Consider the following 16202-nt stretch of genomic DNA (forward strand, 5'->3'; position numbering starts at 1 on the left):
GGTGTCATGTTACAGAAGCGAAGGAGGACCGGCGATGGACATGATCGCAAAACCTGAGAACAGCCAATGGACCGACGACCAGTGGCAAGCGATTGCGCGGCAAGGCGAGAATATTCTGGTTGCGGCGGCGGCGGGATCGGGCAAAACGGCGGTGCTCGTTGAACGGATCATCCGTAAAATATGTTCGGAGGACGAGCCGATCAACGTCGATCAACTGCTCGTGGCGACCTTTACGAAAGCGGCTGCCGCGGAAATGCGCGAACGGATTCGCGAAGCGTTGGAGAAACAGCTCGAGCTGCGGCCGGAAGCGGAGCATTTGCGCCGGCAGCTCGCCTTGATGAACCGCGCCTCGATTACGACGCTGCATTCATTCTGTTTGGAGGTTATCCAGCGTTATTTTCAATTGATCCCTCTCGACCCGGCCTTTCGGATCGCCAACGAGACCGAGGCGGAATTGCTGCGGCAAGAAGTGCTCGAAGAGCTGTTCGAAGACCGTTATGCATCCGAGCCGGAAGAGAGCGGGTTTCGCCGGCTGGTCGACTGGTTTAGCGGGGAGCGCAGCGACGAGGCGATGTTCCGTCTCGTGCAAGGACTGTATGATTTTTCGCGCAGCCATCCGTGGCCGGACGATTGGCTGCGAGCCATGGCGGCGTCTTTCGGCGTCCAAGATGTGGAATCGTTGGGGCGGAGCGCTTGGGCCGCCAGCATTATGGCCGATGTCCGGCTGGCGTTGAACGGCGCGGCCGGCCTGTTGGAACAAGCGAGGCAAATTGCCGGATTGCCCGGCGGCCCTGTTCCTTATACCGAGAATTTAACGGAAGATATGAATGTCGTATCGGCGCTGCGCGCCGCGGCGGAACGGCAGCCGTGGGAGACGATGCACGAAGCGTTCGCCCAAGCCGAATTCGGCAAGCTGAAGGCGTGCAGGGGAGATCAATACGACAAAGAGCTGCAGGACCGGGTCAAGCAATTGCGCGAACAAGCGAAAAAACAAATCGGGGAATTGAAGGAACAGCTGTTCCGGCGGCCGCCTGAGGCGTTTTTGGCGGAAATGCAAACGATAGGCCCGTTAATGGCGGAATTGTCGGAGTTTGTCATCGAATTCGGCAGCCGATACGAACAGGCGAAACGAGATAAAGGTTTTGTCGATTTTTCCGATTTGGAGCATTATTGTTTGAAAATTTTGCGCCATCCGGACTCGACGTTCGAACGAACGCTGCCTTCGGCCGCGGCGCTGGAATACCAGACGCAATTTGCGGAAGTGCTGCTCGACGAATATCAGGACACAAATATGGTGCAGGAAGCGATCGTGGAATTGATTTCCCGGCCCGGGGCGGGCAACCGCTTTATGGTCGGCGACGTGAAGCAGAGCATTTACCGGTTTCGGCTTGCCGAGCCGGGACTGTTTCTGCAGAAATACAAGCAATACCCTACCGTAAGCGAAGGAGTCGGCTTGCGCATCGATTTGGCGCGCAACTTTCGCAGCCGCCAAGAAATTGTCGACAGCGTAAACTGCATATTCCGGCAGACGATGAATGAAAGCGTAGCGGAAATTTCCTACGACGAACGCGCCGAACTCGTATGCGGAGCGAACTATCCGGTCGGGGAGGCGGCATTCGGCCAAAATTACGCGGCGGAGCTTCTGCTCATCGAGCGCGCGGGATCGGGAGATGCCGGCGAAGAGGTCGAACGGGACATCACGGGAGGATCCGAGCCGGAGACGGAAGAAGAAGAGGACGGACAAGGCGCTCCCGCCAAGCTCGATAAGGAGGAGATGGAAACGGCGCGGCTCGAAGCCCGCGCCATAGCGGCCCGGATTCGCAGCCTGACCGGCGAGAACGGGAAGCCGTTCCAGGTGTTCGATAAACAAACGAAATCGATGCGTCCCGTTACGTACCGGGATATCGTCATATTGCTGCGGGCGACGCAGCAATGGGCGCCTCTCATGATCGAGCAGTTGCGGCTCGAAGGCATCCCCGCCTATGCCGAACTGAACACCGGATATTTCCAGGCGACGGAAGTGGAAGTCGTTCTGTCGCTGCTGCAAACGATCGACAATCCGCAGCAGGATATTCCGCTAGCCGGCGTGCTGCGCTCGCCGATGTACGGATTGTCGGCGGAGGAGTTGGCGCAAATCCGCATTCAAGGGAAAGGGATGCCTTTCTATGACGCCGTGCGGCAATGGGTCGACTCGGACGCGATAGCAGCGTCAGGCGGAGTTTCGGAAGAGGCGCGCGCGGATATTGCGTTGGCGGAAGCGGCCGCAGCCGTCGAGGATGCCGGCGCCGCAACGCAGCGTCTTGCCGCAGACGAATTGTCCCGTGCGGCCAAGGAGCGGGCGGCATTCGCTGCGGTTGACGCGGATACGGCCGGCCATGAGAACCTGAGCGGGAAGCTGACGCGGTTTCTGCGGCAGCTCGAAAGATGGCGCGACGAGGCGCGCCAAGGCTCTTTGGCCGAGCTTATTTGGCGCATATACCGGGAGACGGGATATTACGATTGGGTCGGCGGATTGCCGGGCGGGACGCAAAGACAAGCCAATTTAAGAGCGCTCTACGACCGGGCCCGCCAATACGAATCGACCTCGCTGCGCGGATTGTTCCGTTTCTTGCGCTTTATCGAACGAATGCGGGATAGCGGCGGAGACTTGGGTACGGCCAAAGCGCTCGGCGAGCAAGAAGACGTCGTGCGCATTATGACGATCCATAAAAGCAAAGGCTTGGAATTTCCCGTCGTTTTCGTCGCCGGATTAAACAAACGATTTAATCAGCAAGATATTAGCTCCGCCTTTTTGACTCATAAACAGCTTGGATTCGGGCCCAAGTTCGTGGATCAAGAGCTGCGAATCAGCTATCCTACATTGCCGAGTTTGGCGATCGCCCGCCAAATGAAGATGGAACTGCTGGCGGAAGAAATGCGCGTCCTCTATGTTGCGCTGACGAGACCGAAAGAGAAGCTGTATTTGGTCGGTACGGTCAAAAATATGGAGAAAACGGCGCAAGCCTGGGGACAAGCGCTCGACCGCGAGGAGCTGCTGCTCCCGGACTATATGCTGGCGAAAGGACGCAGCTATTTGGATTGGATCGGCCCGTCGCTTGTTCGTCATCGCGACGCCGAACCGTTGCGCCGGTTCGGAGGCATGTCCGGCCCCGGAGCGGCATGCCTTGCCGAGGATCGCTCCTTATGGCGCATCACCGTGCTGCAAGCCGGCGAAGTGCAGCAATGGGACGCTGCGGGAGCCGCAGCCGTCGATCAGGATGAAGAGTATGCGGAGAAGCTGCATGCCGTTATAAATTTGGAGCCGTACGTTGCGGCGCCTATATCGGATCGCGAATCGACAGACCCCTTGGCTGCGGACGATCCAGCGAAGGATCGGACGGAGATCGCGCGCAGGCTCGAATGGACATACCCGCATCGGCGCTGGAGCGGAATCGCCGCAAAGTCGTCGGTGTCGGAGATGAAGAGGCTGCTGGACTGGGAAGACGAAGAAGGAATTCCTAACCTGCTGACGGATATGGCGATGGAGAAGGAAGCGCGGCAAGAAGCTGCGGACGATTCGCTTTCCCTTCATTTGCGGCGGCCGCGTTTTATGGAGAAACGGAAATTGACGCCGGCCGAACGGGGAACGGTGTATCATCTTGTCATGCAGCATATGCCGATTGCGGCGGCTGCGGAGGTGCCTGTCGTCGAGCAAACGATGGATGAGTTGATTCTGAAGAAGATGTTGACGCAAGAGCAGCGGGAGGCGATCGACGCATCCAGTGTGGCCGCGTTTTTCGCGGGCGAAATCGGCCGGAGAATGGCCCGGGCCGAGTGGGTGAAGCGGGAGGTGCCGTTCAGCTGCGGATTGCCGGCGCATATCGTCTATCCTCAAGTCGCTTCGGCGGGCCAGGACGATCCCCGGGCGCAAAATTCGGACCATGAAACGGTGCTGATCCAAGGCGTGATCGACTGTATTTTTGAAAGCGAAGGCTCGTTAGTGCTGTTGGATTATAAAACCGATCGAATCGCCCCGGGCGGGGAAAACGTACAAGCGGCGGCGGAACGCCATCGTTTCCAATTGGAACTGTACGCGCAGGCGATCGGGCAAATCTGGAAGCGGCCCGTACGGGAGAAGATTATATACTTTTTCGACGGTTGCCATATCGTTTCGTTGTAGGGCGCACGACGCTAGCCTATTTCCCTTCGCTCCGGTAGCCGCAGGCCTATAGATGAATATCATAGAGTATCAGAATTCATCTTGGGAGGTTAAACGGTCGTATGGAAAAAAGTCATGCATATGAAATATGCGTCAAACATATTCATCGCTACGTCCGTGTGCAGATGAGGGACGGCTGCTATTACGAAGGGATTATCGAGAAGGTTGACGAGAAATACTTATATTTGGCCGTTCCGATCGGCGGCGAACCGTATCCGATGCCGAGAGCCTTTACTCCTTATGGATACGGATTTTACCCGTATTATCCGATTCGCTTCAGAAGGTTGATTCTTCCCCTTGCGGCTTTGCTGGTGTTATCGTTAATTCCTTATTATTGATTGCGATTTGTTCTGAACCTTTAAGCGTCGAGCTTAAAGGTTTTCTTATAAAGGGGAAGAAGGGGGGAGAAGTCTGTTGTCTGGAAGGGGGGCGAAAATGGCCGATTATCCGTCGCTTATTGGAATTTATCCAACCGAATTACCCTTTTCGACTCCACCCCCCCACTCTCCATTGGAATCTGTCCAATAAAATCTTCTTAAATAGAATGAAAAAACGAAAATTGGCTTGGGTTTATTGGATATTTTCCAACGGTGGCGTATTGTTAATCCTAAAATTTCCAATCATATTGGGCATATTCCAATGATCGACCGCCGCTGTCCGGAAGATTGCCGAAAAGCTGTATTCGACTCACAGCGCCCCGGTTGGCTCGTCTGGATCCGCATGTTAGACGGAGCGAACAGGCAGGACAGCGGTTCTCCCCCTTTTGCTCGATAAGACGTTGCGTCTGCCTTCCTCTTGAATGTGACGATGCAAATTAGGTATGATGGAGGGAAAGAAAATACGAATGGGGGTACATAATTGATGGATTGCATTTTTTGTAAAATTGTCGAAGGTTCGATCCCGTCCCGCAAAGTGTTCGAGAACGAGCTGGTGTTGGCTTTCCACGATATCCAGCCTGCGGCGCCGACGCATGTGCTCATTATTCCGAAGAAGCATATCGCCGCGATGAACGACGTGCAGGACGAAGATTTGGCGTTGATCGGAGAAATTCACCGCGTGGCGAAGCAGATTGCGAAAGAGCTCGGCATCGCGGATTCGGGATACCGTCTCATCAACAATTGCGGCCCGGACAGCGGCCAAGTGGTATTTCACATCCACTACCATCTGCTCGGGGGCGCAAAGCTTGGCGCGCTGGTCGGAACTTCCGCGTCCCATGCGGAGTGATCGGTTCCGAGGAAAACGATGTACGGGCGAGGTTGACACTCTATTTCTTTTTAACATATAATGTAGTTTGATGAACCGTGTTATTCGTCTTGGACGGTCTGGTCGGAGGGAGGGAAAACTGGTGTCTGAAACGAAAGTTCGCAAAAATGAGACAATTGATGCTGCACTTCGTCGCTTTAAGCGCTCCATCGCTAAGGATGGCGTATTGGCTGAGGTGAAGAAACGTAAGCATTATGAAAAGCCAAGCGTAAAGCGCAAGAAAAAGTCCGAGGCTGCTCGTAAGAGAAAGTTTTAGGAGGATCTACACAACGATGAACTTAAGCGAACGATTGAACGAAGATATGAAGCAAGCGATGAAAAGTCAAGACAAGTTCAAACTCTCCACCATTCGAATGGTTCGTTCGGCGATTAAAAATCTTGAAATAGATTTGAAAAGAACTTTGGATGACAATGAAGTGCTTGAAATTCTAGGTCGTGAAATCAAACAGCGAAAAGATGCCCTCCAAGAATTTGAGAAGGCGGGTCGTGACGATCTTGCCGAACCTTTAAAAGCAGAAATCGAAATTATTGGTCAATACCTTCCTGAGCAGCTTTCCGAAGAAGAAATTCAAGTGATCGTACAGCAGACCATCCAGGAAACCGGTGCTTCTTCGAAAGCGGAAATGGGAAAAGTAATGAGCGCCTTGATGCCGAAAGTGAAAGGGCGCGCGGACGGTAAGACGGTGAACCGTTTGGTTCAACAATTTCTGCAATAAACGATTCCAAATTAAAAACACTCCTAGCGATAGGGGTGTTTTTTTCATTTTTTCGCAACTGGACGTTGGAGATTCGCGATGTTGTGATACAATAAACACGAAACGACTTGGGTGATCTTGCGTATTACGTAGTAACTTGAAAGGAGGATCGCGCTTGCATATGATGATGAAACGCCTCGGTTTTGCCGTTGTCGCCGTATTGATGACGCTTCTTGTGACGGCAACCGTTTTTACGGGCCGGCCTGCCGCCGCTTTTGCGGAGGGAGCGAACGGGTCCGTTGACGGATACGTGTATGTGATCCCGGTAAAGCAGGAAATCGATTCCGAATTGCAAAGGTTTATGGAGCGGGCTTTTGCGGAAGCGCATCAAAATAAGGCCGGCCTAATCCTGCTAACGATGGACACGCCCGGAGGCCATTTAACCAATGCTGAGCAGATCGGCGCCTTAGTGGAAAGCTCGAAAATTCCGACCGCTGTATTTATTCAGGGCAAAGCGGCTTCCGCAGGAAGCTATATCGCTTTGAACGCGGATAAAATTATGATGACGCCGGGAAGCGTTATCGGCGCCGCCGCGCTCGTGGACGGCTCGGGCAAGCTTATTGAAGATCCGAAGTTGATCGGGCATTGGTCCGCTGAAATGCAGGCGGCGGCCGAGGCGAACGGACGCAACAAGGCGATCGCCGCAGGCATGGTCGAAGTAAACGCCGTCGTGGAAATGAAAGAAATTAACAAAACGAAACAAAAGGGTGAAATTATTTCGTTAACGGCCGCCGAAGCGCTGCAGGTCGGATTTTCGGACAAAACCGCCAATTCGCTTGAGGAAGCGCTGCAGTGGCTTGGAGCGTCGCCGGATCGGCTCGTTCACGTCGAGTTGACATTTTCGGAGAAATTGGCGGCCTGGCTCACCAGTCCGGTCATTTCGACTCTCTTGTTGTTTCTTGGGATAGCCGGCGTTGCCATTGAGTTGATCGTCCCCGGCTTCGGCGTTCCCGGAATCGTCGGACTGCTGTCGTTCGGCTTATATTTCTTCGGCAATTATGCAGCGGGATTTGCCAAGAACGAATCGCTGCTACTGTTTATCGTCGGCATCGTTCTGCTCGTATGCGAGCTGTTTATCCCCAGCTTCGGCATACTGGGCATACTAGGCTCCGTCAGCTTGATTGCCGGCGTCGTTACGGCGGCCTACAGTACGTCGAACGCGCTCGTATCGCTCAGCATCGCTTTTGCGGCCGCGCTTGTCGTCGTAATCATATTCGCGATTGTGTTTAAACGGCGCGGCGTATGGAATCGATTTATTTTGAAAGACCAGCTAACGAAGGACGCCGGTTATATTCCCGCAGAGTCGAAGGAATCGCTGCTTCACAAAGAAGGGATCAGCGTGACGCCGCTTAGGCCGGCCGGTTCCGCGTTAATCGACGACGAGCGAATCGACGTGGTGACGGACGGAACGTTCGTTCAAGCCAACAAACCGATTATTGTGGTGAAAGTCGAAGGAACCCGCATTGTCGTCAAAGAGCGTAAAGAGTAAGCCGGGAACGGCGTAGAATGAACAATTTTTAGGAGGTATATGTTTGAATGGAGCCGTCAACGATTAGCTTTTTACTTATTGCCGCAGTAGTGATTATCGTTTTGTTCGTGTTTTTAAGCTTTTTCCCGATTATGCTGTGGATTTCGGCGCTTGCGTCCGGCGTGCGCATCGGTATCATTACGCTGGTGGCTATGCGTTTGCGCCGCGTTATTCCGAGCAGAATCGTCAATCCGATGATTAAGGCAACGAAGGCGGGACTTGGTTTATCGATCAACCAGTTGGAAAGCCACTTCCTCGCCGGAGGTAACGTCGACCGCGTCGTCAATGCGTTGATCGCCGCGCAGCGGGCCAATATTCCGCTAGAGTTCGAGCGGGCGGCAGCGATCGATTTGGCGGGCCGCGACGTATTGATGGCGGTGCAGATGAGCGTTAACCCGCGCGTCATCGAGACGCCGACGGTTGCCGCTGTCGCGAAGGACGGCATCGAAGTGAAGGTCAAGGCGCGCGTAACGGTACGCGCTAACATCGACCGCTTGGTCGGGGGCGCCGGGGAAGAAACGATTATCGCCCGCGTCGGCGAGGGAATCGTTACGACCGTCGGTTCCAGCGCATCGCATAAAGACGTATTGGAAAATCCGGATTTGATATCCCGCACCGTTCTCGATAAAGGGCTGGATGCCGGAACGGCGTTCGAAATTTTGTCGATCGATATCGCGGACGTCGACGTAGGCAAAAATATCGGAGCGAACTTGCAAACCGAGCAAGCGGAAGCGGATAAGCGAATCGCGCAAGCGAAGGCGGAGGAGCGCCGCGCGATGGCGGTGGCGCAGGAGCAGGAGATGAGAGCTCGCGTCGTCGAAATGAGAGCGCGAGTGGTCGAATCCGAATCCCAAGTGCCGATTGCGATGGCGGAAGCTTTGCGCACAGGCAAGATTGGCGTAATGGATTACATGAATTTGAAAAACATCGAAGCGGATACGCAAATGAGAGGTTCCTTGGGCAAAATGGGCGAATCGGGCCAAAACAACAGCACGAACGATGAAAGTTAGGCTGCGAGATGGAAAAAATACTCGATTGGATCATTAGCAATCCGTACCTGTTCGTCGTGCTGATCGGCGCGCTGCTCGCATCGTTGTCGAAGAGCAACAAATCGAGAAAACCGACGAACCGTATGCCCACCTTTGGCGGAGACAACGGCCGTATGCAGGAGCCGGACCGGTCCGATGACGCAGGTCCCGGCGGAGAATCGGCGTTTCCCGATCGGTGGGAGAGAGAGCCGGCGGTGCGGCAGCAATCGGTTTTCCGCGACGAGAGACCGAGAGAATTGGAGACGGAGCGCCCTTCGATCTTGTCCCAACCGGTACGAACGTCCGGCCCTATTGCCGCGTTGTCTGACCATGAGGCAACTTCCGGGAGCGTCCGTCCATCCGACATCGCTCCGTCGTCCGAAGAATTGGCCAAAGGAGTGATATGGGCCGAAATTTTAGGCCCGCCTCGCGCCAAGCGCCCTTTCAATGCGAGAAGAAAGTGAGTTTATTTTATAACGTAAAGTGACGAAGAACGTCCTACCATCGTTTTTGATGGATTAGGGCGTTTTTTTATTGTAACGGAGGTGTTTATTTATGGATTTTGAAATTGCCCATGCCGCTTGGATTCGCTCCCATCTCGATCGGAGGGCGGGGGAACGGAAAGGAAGGCTGGAACGCGGACATCGCCATGGGGAACTATCGTTTCTGCTCCATGTATGGTGGCCCCTCGTCGGACATTTCGATCATTTGCATCCCGAATACGAAGTGCTGGATTGGCGGGGGAGGTCTTATTTCGCCGATTTCGCCTGGCTGCCGCATCATACGAAAATCATTTTCGAGATCAAAGGCTTCGGTCCCCATGTGCGCGATATGGATCGAAAGCGTTATTGCGACGAATTGAACCGGGAGACGTTCCTGCAAACGATGGGATTCCGCGTCATTTCCTTCTCTTACGACGATGTGGCGGATCGTCCCGAGCTATGCATGACGCTGCTGCGTATGCTGCTCTCGCGCTATCAAACCTTGCAAGCTTCCGACGTTCTCGCCGACCGCGCCGGCAAAGAAATCGTTTTGCTCGCATTCGAGCTGGCGCGTCCCATTCGCCCTAAGGATGTGGAGAACCATCTGGGAGTGGATCACCGGACAGCGGTCCGACATTTGGACGAGCTTTGCAAGAAAGGCTGGCTGAAGCCGCTTCCGAGCGGGAAAGGGCTGCGTATTTTCAATTACGGATTAGCCCGGACGAACTGGCAGGAGTGGGAGTGGTGACGGCGCGAGAGTACGACGAAGAGAAAGGCGTCGAAGGAAGGATGCGGATGTAGAAGAAGCGGTGAAGAGAAAAGCGTAGAAGGAGCTATGCTATGCGGATGTGGTAAACGAAGCGGGCGAAGCGGTGATTTAATGACTCGGTTGCAGGATCGCCATCGTCGCCGTTTATATCGGGAATCAATTGAGTAACTGCAAAAATCCAGTAATTTGGGTGTGAAAATCGTTTTTAGTACGCAGCAACTGCAAATATCCATCTAATTTTTTCATTTATGCGATTTTATTGTCATTTTGGCAGAAATAAATGGAAAATTGCAGTTACTCAGGCGAATTTCATCTAAATCGGCTTATGTAAATGGATTTTTGCAGTTACATCGGCGAGGGAACGGGGGATAAGCCGTTTTCGCGACGACGGCGACGGCAAACGAGCGGCAGCCGAGCAAAATTAGCACCTGAGCACCAAAGGGGTTGAATCGCCGTCAAGCGCCGCGGCTTCGGGCGAAGCTTCCGCCAAAACGACGAAAGCTTCATAAATCAAATACTCCAAGCATATTTTGTAAAGTACATAATGTATTGCTACAGGGGAGGTCTTACGCGAATATGCGCCGTATCGCTCGCAAATTACGGAAAATGACCGCAGAGCTGCTCGATTTGCCGCAAGACGTCGTCTTCGATTTGCCGCGGTTCACGATGATCGGCAACATGCAGCTGTATATCGAAAACCATCGCGGTGTGCGCCATTTTTCCAGCGAACAATTAAGGCTGACCCTGACTACCGGAGAAGTGGAAATCCAAGGGAGCGATCTGGTGATTCGCTCTATTCTTGCGGAAGAAGTGTTCGTTGAAGGCAAAATCACGAATATTCGATATTATGGAACGGGGGAAGCGAAATGAACTCACCGACATTGGCGAAATTTCGCGGTTATGTAACGATTGCCGTCCGCGGCGAAAATCTTGAAACTTTCGTCAACGAGGCAACGTTTAAACAAATAGAGATCTGGAATATCCGCCGCATTTCGGACCAAGCCGCTTCGATGAATGTACTGCTGCGCGATTTTTTTAAGTTGCGTCCGCTTTTAAAGCAGACAAGCTGTCGAATCCATGTAGAGGAGCGTGTCGGTTTTCCGTTTCTGTTGGACAAACTTGGCAAAAGGAAGGCTTTAATCGCAGGCGGGCTTCTTTTTATGGCCGGATTGTACTTGCTCTCCTCGCTTGTATGGGATATAGAGGTGAGCGGCAATGTCAACATTCCGAAGGAAGAAATTTTGCAAGCCGCGCGCGAGGAAGGCATCTATCCTTTCCAATGGACTTTTCGGCTGGATAGCCAGGAAACGCTTTCGAAATCGCTGGCGCGGCGTTTGCCCGATACGTCATGGGTCGGCGTGGAGAAAAAAGGGACGACCATCTCGATACAGATCGTGGAATCGACCAAGCCCGAGCGGCGACCGTTGCTCAATCCGCGTCATCTCGTATCCAAAGCGGATGCGGTCGTTACGCATATTTATGCCGAGCAAGGCCAAGCGGTAGTCGGCAAACATAGCCGCGTCAAAAAAGGAAGCGTGCTTATATCCGGAATTATCGGCGAAGCGGGCTATCAGCGGACGGTCGTAGCGAAAGGCAGCGTACGAGGGCTCGTATGGCATGAATACAATATTGCTTCCCCGCTCGTCCGCAAGCAAAAAACGTATACCGGCGAATGGCGGGAACGGAAGTATATCGTGGTCGGCAACCGTGCCGTGCAAATATCGGGATACGGCCAACTTCCTTTCGAGCAATTCGAGACGGTGGCCGAACGGGAACAAGCCCGGGTTGGCAACAGGACGCTTCCGTTCGGCATCATGACCGAAAAAATAATGGAGGTTCGGTACGTAGAGCAGCCGCTGAGCGAAGAGGAAGCGAAAAACGTCGGTCTGGAACTGGCAAGAGCCGATATATCGCGAAAAAACGGTGCGGATGCTAAAATAGAAGCGGAAAAAATTTTGCATCAAAAGACGGACAATGGTAAAGTTTATATGAACGTACTTTTTGAAGTGGAGCAGGCGATTGCGGAAGAGCTCCCGTTAGTTCAGGATTAATGACAATCATTGTTAAGGAGACTGAGGTTTTTTGTCAGAAACGAATACGGTAAAAATCCCGCTGCAAAGTCCGGCGGAAGGGCTTTCGCTTTTCGGCCCGCAGGACAAGTTTTTGCGTTTGATCGAAAGCCAGATCGAAGCGAAGATCGGTTCACGCGAAGAGGAAATCGTCATTCAAGGTCCGAAAATGCAAGTCGAATCGCTGCGCCAACTGTTCGAAGTGCTGCTGCAGTTAATTCGCAACGGCTATATTCTTACGGAAAGAGACGTTTTATACGCCTCGGATTTGGCGAAAGAGTTGAAAGCCGATCAATTATTGGATTTATTCAAAGGTGAAATTACGACAACGTTTCGCGGCAAGCCGATTCGCGTCAAAACGATCGGCCAGCGCCACTACGTTTCCACGATTCGCAAGAAAGACATCGTCTTCGGCATCGGTCCCGCGGGAACGGGGAAAACGTATTTGGCGGTCGTTCTTGCCGTCGCCGCTTTGAAGGAAGGCTCGGTCAAGCGGATTGTGCTGACGCGGCCGGCCGTGGAAGCAGGAGAGAATCTAGGCTTTCTTCCCGGCGATTTGCAGGAGAAGGTCGATCCGTATCTGCGCCCGCTGTACGACGCTCTGTACGACGTTATGGGGCCGGATCAAGTGGCGAAGGCGCTGGAGAGGGGCTTGATCGAAATTGCGCCGCTTGCCTATATGCGCGGCCGTACTCTGGACGATTCGTTTATCATTTTGGACGAAGCGCAAAATACGACGCCCGAGCAAATGAAAATGTTTTTGACTCGTTTAGGATTCGGTTCTAAAATGGTCATAACGGGCGACGTTACGCAAATCGATTTGCCCAAGGGCAAAAAATCGGGACTGGTCGAGGCGAGGACGATTCTTCACGAAATCGAAGAGATCGGATTCGTGCAATTTGCGGAGCAGGATGTTGTTCGACATTCTTTAGTACAGAAAATTATAGTCGCTTATGAGAAGGATTCCGAAAAACATGGATAGAGAGGGCTGTTCTCTATGTTCCAACACGACTCTCCCAAGAAGGGAAATACACTTCAATATCGGATGACAGGATGGAAGTATAGCGCGATGGCGCGCTTTCTTCTGTTTTTGTTTTTAACTTTAGTCTTTTACGTGAGTCTCGCCCCGAATTTGGTGCCGGAAAAATACGACATAAAAGTCGGAATGCCGAGCGATAAGCAAATATTGGCCCCGGCGCAAATTCCGAACAATAAAGCGACGCTGAAGGCGCAAGAAGAGGCGGCGGAACGAATTCAGCCGATTTATACGTTTGTCTCGCTGCGAAACGACAATTTGCTCGACACGATTATTACGCGTATTGAAACGTTAAATCAGGACGACTCCATTTCGTTTTCGGAAAAAGTGGAAATATATCGTAAAGATATTCCCGGAAGAGTCGAACAATTCATAACGAATTTCATTTCCGTAAACCGCAACAAATATCCGGACAAATTGCTGGATGAGATGCGGCAGAAAGTTACGGAGCAATCGTATCAAATTCCGGAAGAGACGTTTATTAAAATCGCCCGTTTAACGCAAGACGACATTTCGCAGTTAAAACCGGTGGCCATCGATATCGTTTCCAAGCTGATGAACGACCAAGTGCTGGATGCGCATACGGCGCGCTCGAAAGTGGCGGAAGCGGTTAATACAAGCTCGCTTACAAAGCGCGCGACGCGCGAGGTCGTTCAGGAGCTGGCGCGGTTCGTCATTACGGCGAACAAGTTCTACGACGAAGAGGCGACGAAGGAAGCGAAGGTTCAAGCGCGTGAGAATACGCCGCCCGTCTATATTAAGCAAGGCGACGTTCTCGTTCACAAAGGCGAAGTCATTACGCAGGAGACGTACGCGCTGTTGAACGAACTCGAGCTGCTGAAGAGCGATGTCAATTATTGGCCGCAGCTCGGCGTTACGCTAATGTCCGCTTTATTCTCGCTGGCGTTATATATGTATATCCGTTATACAAGCGCAGGAACAGTATTTAAATATCATAACGCGCAGTTGTTGATGCTCGTGCTGATTTTCTTGTTAAACATCGTAGCGATGCATATCGTCGGATTCGTGCAAACCGAGGAAGCGCCCTATATCGGCTATTTGGCTCCCGTCGCTATGGGAGTTATGCTTGTGACGCTGCTGCTCGACATGTCGCTGGCCTTTGTCTGCGCCATTATTTTCGGCATTTTGGCCAGCATCATTCTAAACGTTCAGCAAGGCGGCATTTTCGACTTCCAGTTCGGATTTGTCGCCGTCGTGGTCTGCTTCGCCTCCATCTTCGTCATTCATAAGGCGAGCCAGCGCTCGATGATTTTGAAGGCCGGAATTATGGCCTGCTTATTCGGCGCTTTGGCGGTCGTGACGCTGGTCATGCTGAACGGAGAACCTCTCGGCAAAATCGAGACGCTGTATGCGGCGGGCTATGCGTTCGTCAGCGGGCTGTTGACCGCTGTGCTGGTGCTCGGTCTCATGCCTTTCTTCGAGATTACGTTCGGCATTCTGTCGGCGCTCAAACTGGTCGAACTGGCCAACCCGAACCATCCGCTGCTGCGCAAGCTGCTGACGGAGACGCCGGGAACGTACCACCATAGCGTGATGGTCGGCAATTTGTCCGAAGCGGCGGCGGAGGCGATCGGAGCCGACGGATTGCTATGCCGCGTCGGGTCGTTCTATCACGATATCGGCAAGACGAAGCGGCCGAGCTATTTTATCGAAAATCAAACAAATATCGAAAATCCGCATGACTCGATCGAGCCGCAATTAAGCAAATCGATCATCGTCGCCCATCCTCGGGACGGCGTAGAGATGTTGAAGGATTACAAAATTCCGAAACCGATCCGCGACATTGCCGAACAGCATCATGGCACGACGTTTCTGAAATACTTTTACTATAAAGCGCTGAAACAGGCGGAAGAGCAAGGAATCGAGCCGGATTTCACGGAGGACGACTACCGCTATCCGGGCCCCAAGGCGCAATCGAAAGAAGCGGCGATCGTCGGCATTGCGGACTGCGTCGAGGCGGCGGTACGAAGCTTGCGCAACCCGACAGTGGACCAAATCGAGTCGATGATCAGCAAAATTATTAAAGACCGGCTGGAAGATCAACAATATAACGAATGCGATCTGACGATGAAAGAATTGGATGTCGTCGCCAAATCGTTGAAAGAAACCGTCATGGGAATTTTTCATTCCCGGATCGAATATCCGGAAGAAGTGAAGCTTAAGGCTAAAGGAGCCGATGAATCTTGAGTTTACAGTTGGAATGGAATAACGAACAAGAAGAAATGGATATACCGGATTCGTTGATCGAAAAGCTGCAAACCGCGCTGCAGCATGCAGCGGAAGCGGAAGGGATCGAAGAAGGGCTGGTCGATCTGACGTTCGTCGACGACGAGCAAATTCATCAACTGAATCGGGAATATCGCGGCATCGACCGCCCTACGGACGTGTTATCCTTTGCGATGAACGAATCGCTGGATGAGGAGCCGGACATTATTTACGAGGTCGAAAGCGAAGACGAGCTTGCGCCCTTGGGAGAGATGCTCGGCGATATCATCATTTCTGTGACGCGCGCCAAAGCGCAGAGCGAAGAATACGGGCATTCCATCGAACGGGAAATCGGCTTTTTGTTCGTACACGGTTTTTTGCATTTGCTCGGTTACGACCATCAAGACGAACAAAGCGAACGAACGATGATGGACAAGCAGGAAGCGGCTTTGGCGAAAGTCGGGCTGACCCGGTAATGTCTGGCCGCCGTTCCTGGTTTGATACGTTCAAAGTCGCGTTTCTCGGCATCGGATACGCATTCCGGCATGAGCGTAATATGAAAGTTCACGGCGCGGCGTCCGTCGCTGTCATTGCCGCCGCCGCCTATTTTCGCGTATCGGCGGTGGAATGGCTGTTCCTGCTGCTGGCAATCGCTCTCGTCATGACCGCGGAAATGATCAATACCGCCATCGAAAGAGCGGTCGATCTGCAGGTGCATGAGCCGCATCCGCTTGCCAAAGCGGCCAAAGACGTCGCTGCCGGCGCGGTATTGCTGACCGTGCTGTTCGCTGTCATTGCGGCGGGCGTCATTTTTACGAAACCGGTTATCTCTTTATTAGGAGGATGAT

General features: G+C 52.9%; 15 protein-coding genes. All 15 read left to right on the top strand.

Annotated features, from left to right (window positions below; translation table 11 throughout):
• Positions 1–34 precede the first annotated feature (34 nt).
• The 15 genes from addA to KQI79_RS00270 all read left to right on the top strand — a co-directional run bounded on the left by addA (position 35) and on the right by KQI79_RS00270 (position 16201).
• Positions 35–4159 (top strand): helicase-exonuclease AddAB subunit AddA, encoded by a 4125-nt coding sequence (addA, locus tag KQI79_RS00200; protein ID WP_216536196.1) that lies wholly within the window; start codon positions 35–37, stop codon positions 4157–4159.
• Between the two features lie 101 nt (positions 4160–4260).
• Positions 4261–4536 carry a hypothetical protein gene (locus tag KQI79_RS00205; protein WP_216536197.1) on the top strand — a complete coding sequence of 92 codons (276 nt, stop codon included), beginning with the start codon at positions 4261–4263 and terminating at the stop codon, positions 4534–4536.
• A 523-nt stretch (positions 4537–5059) separates the two neighbouring features.
• Complete coding sequence (locus KQI79_RS00210) at positions 5060–5422, top strand: histidine triad nucleotide-binding protein (RefSeq protein WP_216536198.1); 363 nt, start codon at positions 5060–5062, stop codon at positions 5420–5422.
• 121 nt (positions 5423–5543) lie between these two features.
• Positions 5544–5717, top strand: a complete 174-nt coding sequence (rpsU, locus tag KQI79_RS00215; RefSeq protein ID WP_005547957.1) for a 30S ribosomal protein S21 — start codon at positions 5544–5546, stop codon at positions 5715–5717.
• Positions 5718–5733: 16 nt separating this feature from the next.
• Positions 5734–6177: a GatB/YqeY domain-containing protein gene (locus tag KQI79_RS00220; RefSeq protein WP_216536199.1), complete on the top strand. Its 444-nt coding sequence runs from the start codon at positions 5734–5736 to the stop codon at positions 6175–6177.
• Positions 6178–6337: 160 nt separating this feature from the next.
• On the top strand, positions 6338–7705 hold the full coding sequence (locus KQI79_RS00225) for an NfeD family protein (protein ID WP_230191667.1): 1368 nt from the start codon (positions 6338–6340) through the stop codon (positions 7703–7705).
• Between the two features lie 47 nt (positions 7706–7752).
• Positions 7753–8754, top strand: coding sequence for a flotillin-like protein FloA (gene floA / locus KQI79_RS00230; RefSeq protein WP_216536200.1), 1002 nt, complete (start codon positions 7753–7755; stop codon positions 8752–8754).
• Positions 8755–8762: 8 nt separating this feature from the next.
• Positions 8763–9236 (top strand): hypothetical protein, encoded by a 474-nt coding sequence (locus tag KQI79_RS00235; protein ID WP_216536201.1) that lies wholly within the window; start codon positions 8763–8765, stop codon positions 9234–9236.
• A 91-nt stretch (positions 9237–9327) separates the two neighbouring features.
• Positions 9328–10002, top strand: coding sequence for an endonuclease domain-containing protein (locus KQI79_RS00240; RefSeq protein ID WP_216536202.1), 675 nt, complete (start codon positions 9328–9330; stop codon positions 10000–10002).
• 597 nt (positions 10003–10599) lie between these two features.
• Complete coding sequence (gene yqfC / locus KQI79_RS00245) at positions 10600–10893, top strand: sporulation protein YqfC (protein ID WP_216536203.1); 294 nt, start codon at positions 10600–10602, stop codon at positions 10891–10893.
• Positions 10890–12074 carry a sporulation protein YqfD gene (gene yqfD / locus KQI79_RS00250; protein WP_216536204.1) on the top strand — a complete coding sequence of 395 codons (1185 nt, stop codon included), beginning with the start codon at positions 10890–10892 and terminating at the stop codon, positions 12072–12074. The genes yqfC and yqfD overlap by 4 nt, the downstream gene beginning before the upstream one ends.
• A gap of 31 nt (positions 12075–12105) precedes the next feature.
• Complete coding sequence (locus KQI79_RS00255; protein ID WP_216536205.1) at positions 12106–13074, top strand: PhoH family protein; 969 nt, start codon at positions 12106–12108, stop codon at positions 13072–13074.
• Between the two features lie 15 nt (positions 13075–13089).
• Entirely contained in the window at positions 13090–15336 is a 2247-nt protein-coding gene (locus tag KQI79_RS00260; protein WP_483311356.1) for an HD family phosphohydrolase, read from the top strand.
• Complete coding sequence (gene ybeY, locus KQI79_RS00265; protein ID WP_216536206.1) at positions 15333–15830, top strand: rRNA maturation RNase YbeY; 498 nt, start codon at positions 15333–15335, stop codon at positions 15828–15830. The genes KQI79_RS00260 and ybeY overlap by 4 nt, the downstream gene beginning before the upstream one ends.
• Entirely contained in the window at positions 15830–16201 is a 372-nt protein-coding gene (locus KQI79_RS00270) for a diacylglycerol kinase family protein (protein WP_216536207.1), read from the top strand. The genes ybeY and KQI79_RS00270 overlap by 1 nt, the downstream gene beginning before the upstream one ends.
• Position 16202: the final 1 nt, after the last annotated feature.

This window comes from Paenibacillus sp. MSJ-34, from assembly GCF_018918005.1.
Classification (GTDB): domain Bacteria; phylum Bacillota; class Bacilli; order Paenibacillales; family Paenibacillaceae; genus MSJ-34.

Excerpts from the sequence above, each read along its gene's own strand:
- addA (WP_216536196.1), top strand. The coding sequence starts at position 35 with ATGGACATGATCGCAAAACCTGAGAACAGCCAATGGACCGACGACCAG.
- KQI79_RS00205 (WP_216536197.1), top strand. The coding sequence starts at position 4,261 with ATGGAAAAAAGTCATGCATATGAAATATGCGTCAAACATATTCATCGC.
- KQI79_RS00210 (WP_216536198.1), top strand. The coding sequence starts at position 5,060 with ATGGATTGCATTTTTTGTAAAATTGTCGAAGGTTCGATCCCGTCCCGC.
- KQI79_RS00220 (WP_216536199.1), top strand. The coding sequence starts at position 5,734 with ATGAACTTAAGCGAACGATTGAACGAAGATATGAAGCAAGCGATGAAA.
- KQI79_RS00225 (WP_230191667.1), top strand. The coding sequence starts at position 6,338 with ATGATGATGAAACGCCTCGGTTTTGCCGTTGTCGCCGTATTGATGACG.
- floA (WP_216536200.1), top strand. The coding sequence starts at position 7,753 with ATGGAGCCGTCAACGATTAGCTTTTTACTTATTGCCGCAGTAGTGATT.
- KQI79_RS00235 (WP_216536201.1), top strand. The coding sequence starts at position 8,763 with ATGGAAAAAATACTCGATTGGATCATTAGCAATCCGTACCTGTTCGTC.
- KQI79_RS00240 (WP_216536202.1), top strand. The coding sequence starts at position 9,328 with ATGGATTTTGAAATTGCCCATGCCGCTTGGATTCGCTCCCATCTCGAT.
- yqfC (WP_216536203.1), top strand. The coding sequence starts at position 10,600 with ATGCGCCGTATCGCTCGCAAATTACGGAAAATGACCGCAGAGCTGCTC.
- yqfD (WP_216536204.1), top strand. The coding sequence starts at position 10,890 with ATGAACTCACCGACATTGGCGAAATTTCGCGGTTATGTAACGATTGCC.
- KQI79_RS00260 (WP_483311356.1), top strand. The coding sequence starts at position 13,090 with ATGTTCCAACACGACTCTCCCAAGAAGGGAAATACACTTCAATATCGG.
- KQI79_RS00270 (WP_216536207.1), top strand. The coding sequence starts at position 15,830 with ATGTCTGGCCGCCGTTCCTGGTTTGATACGTTCAAAGTCGCGTTTCTC.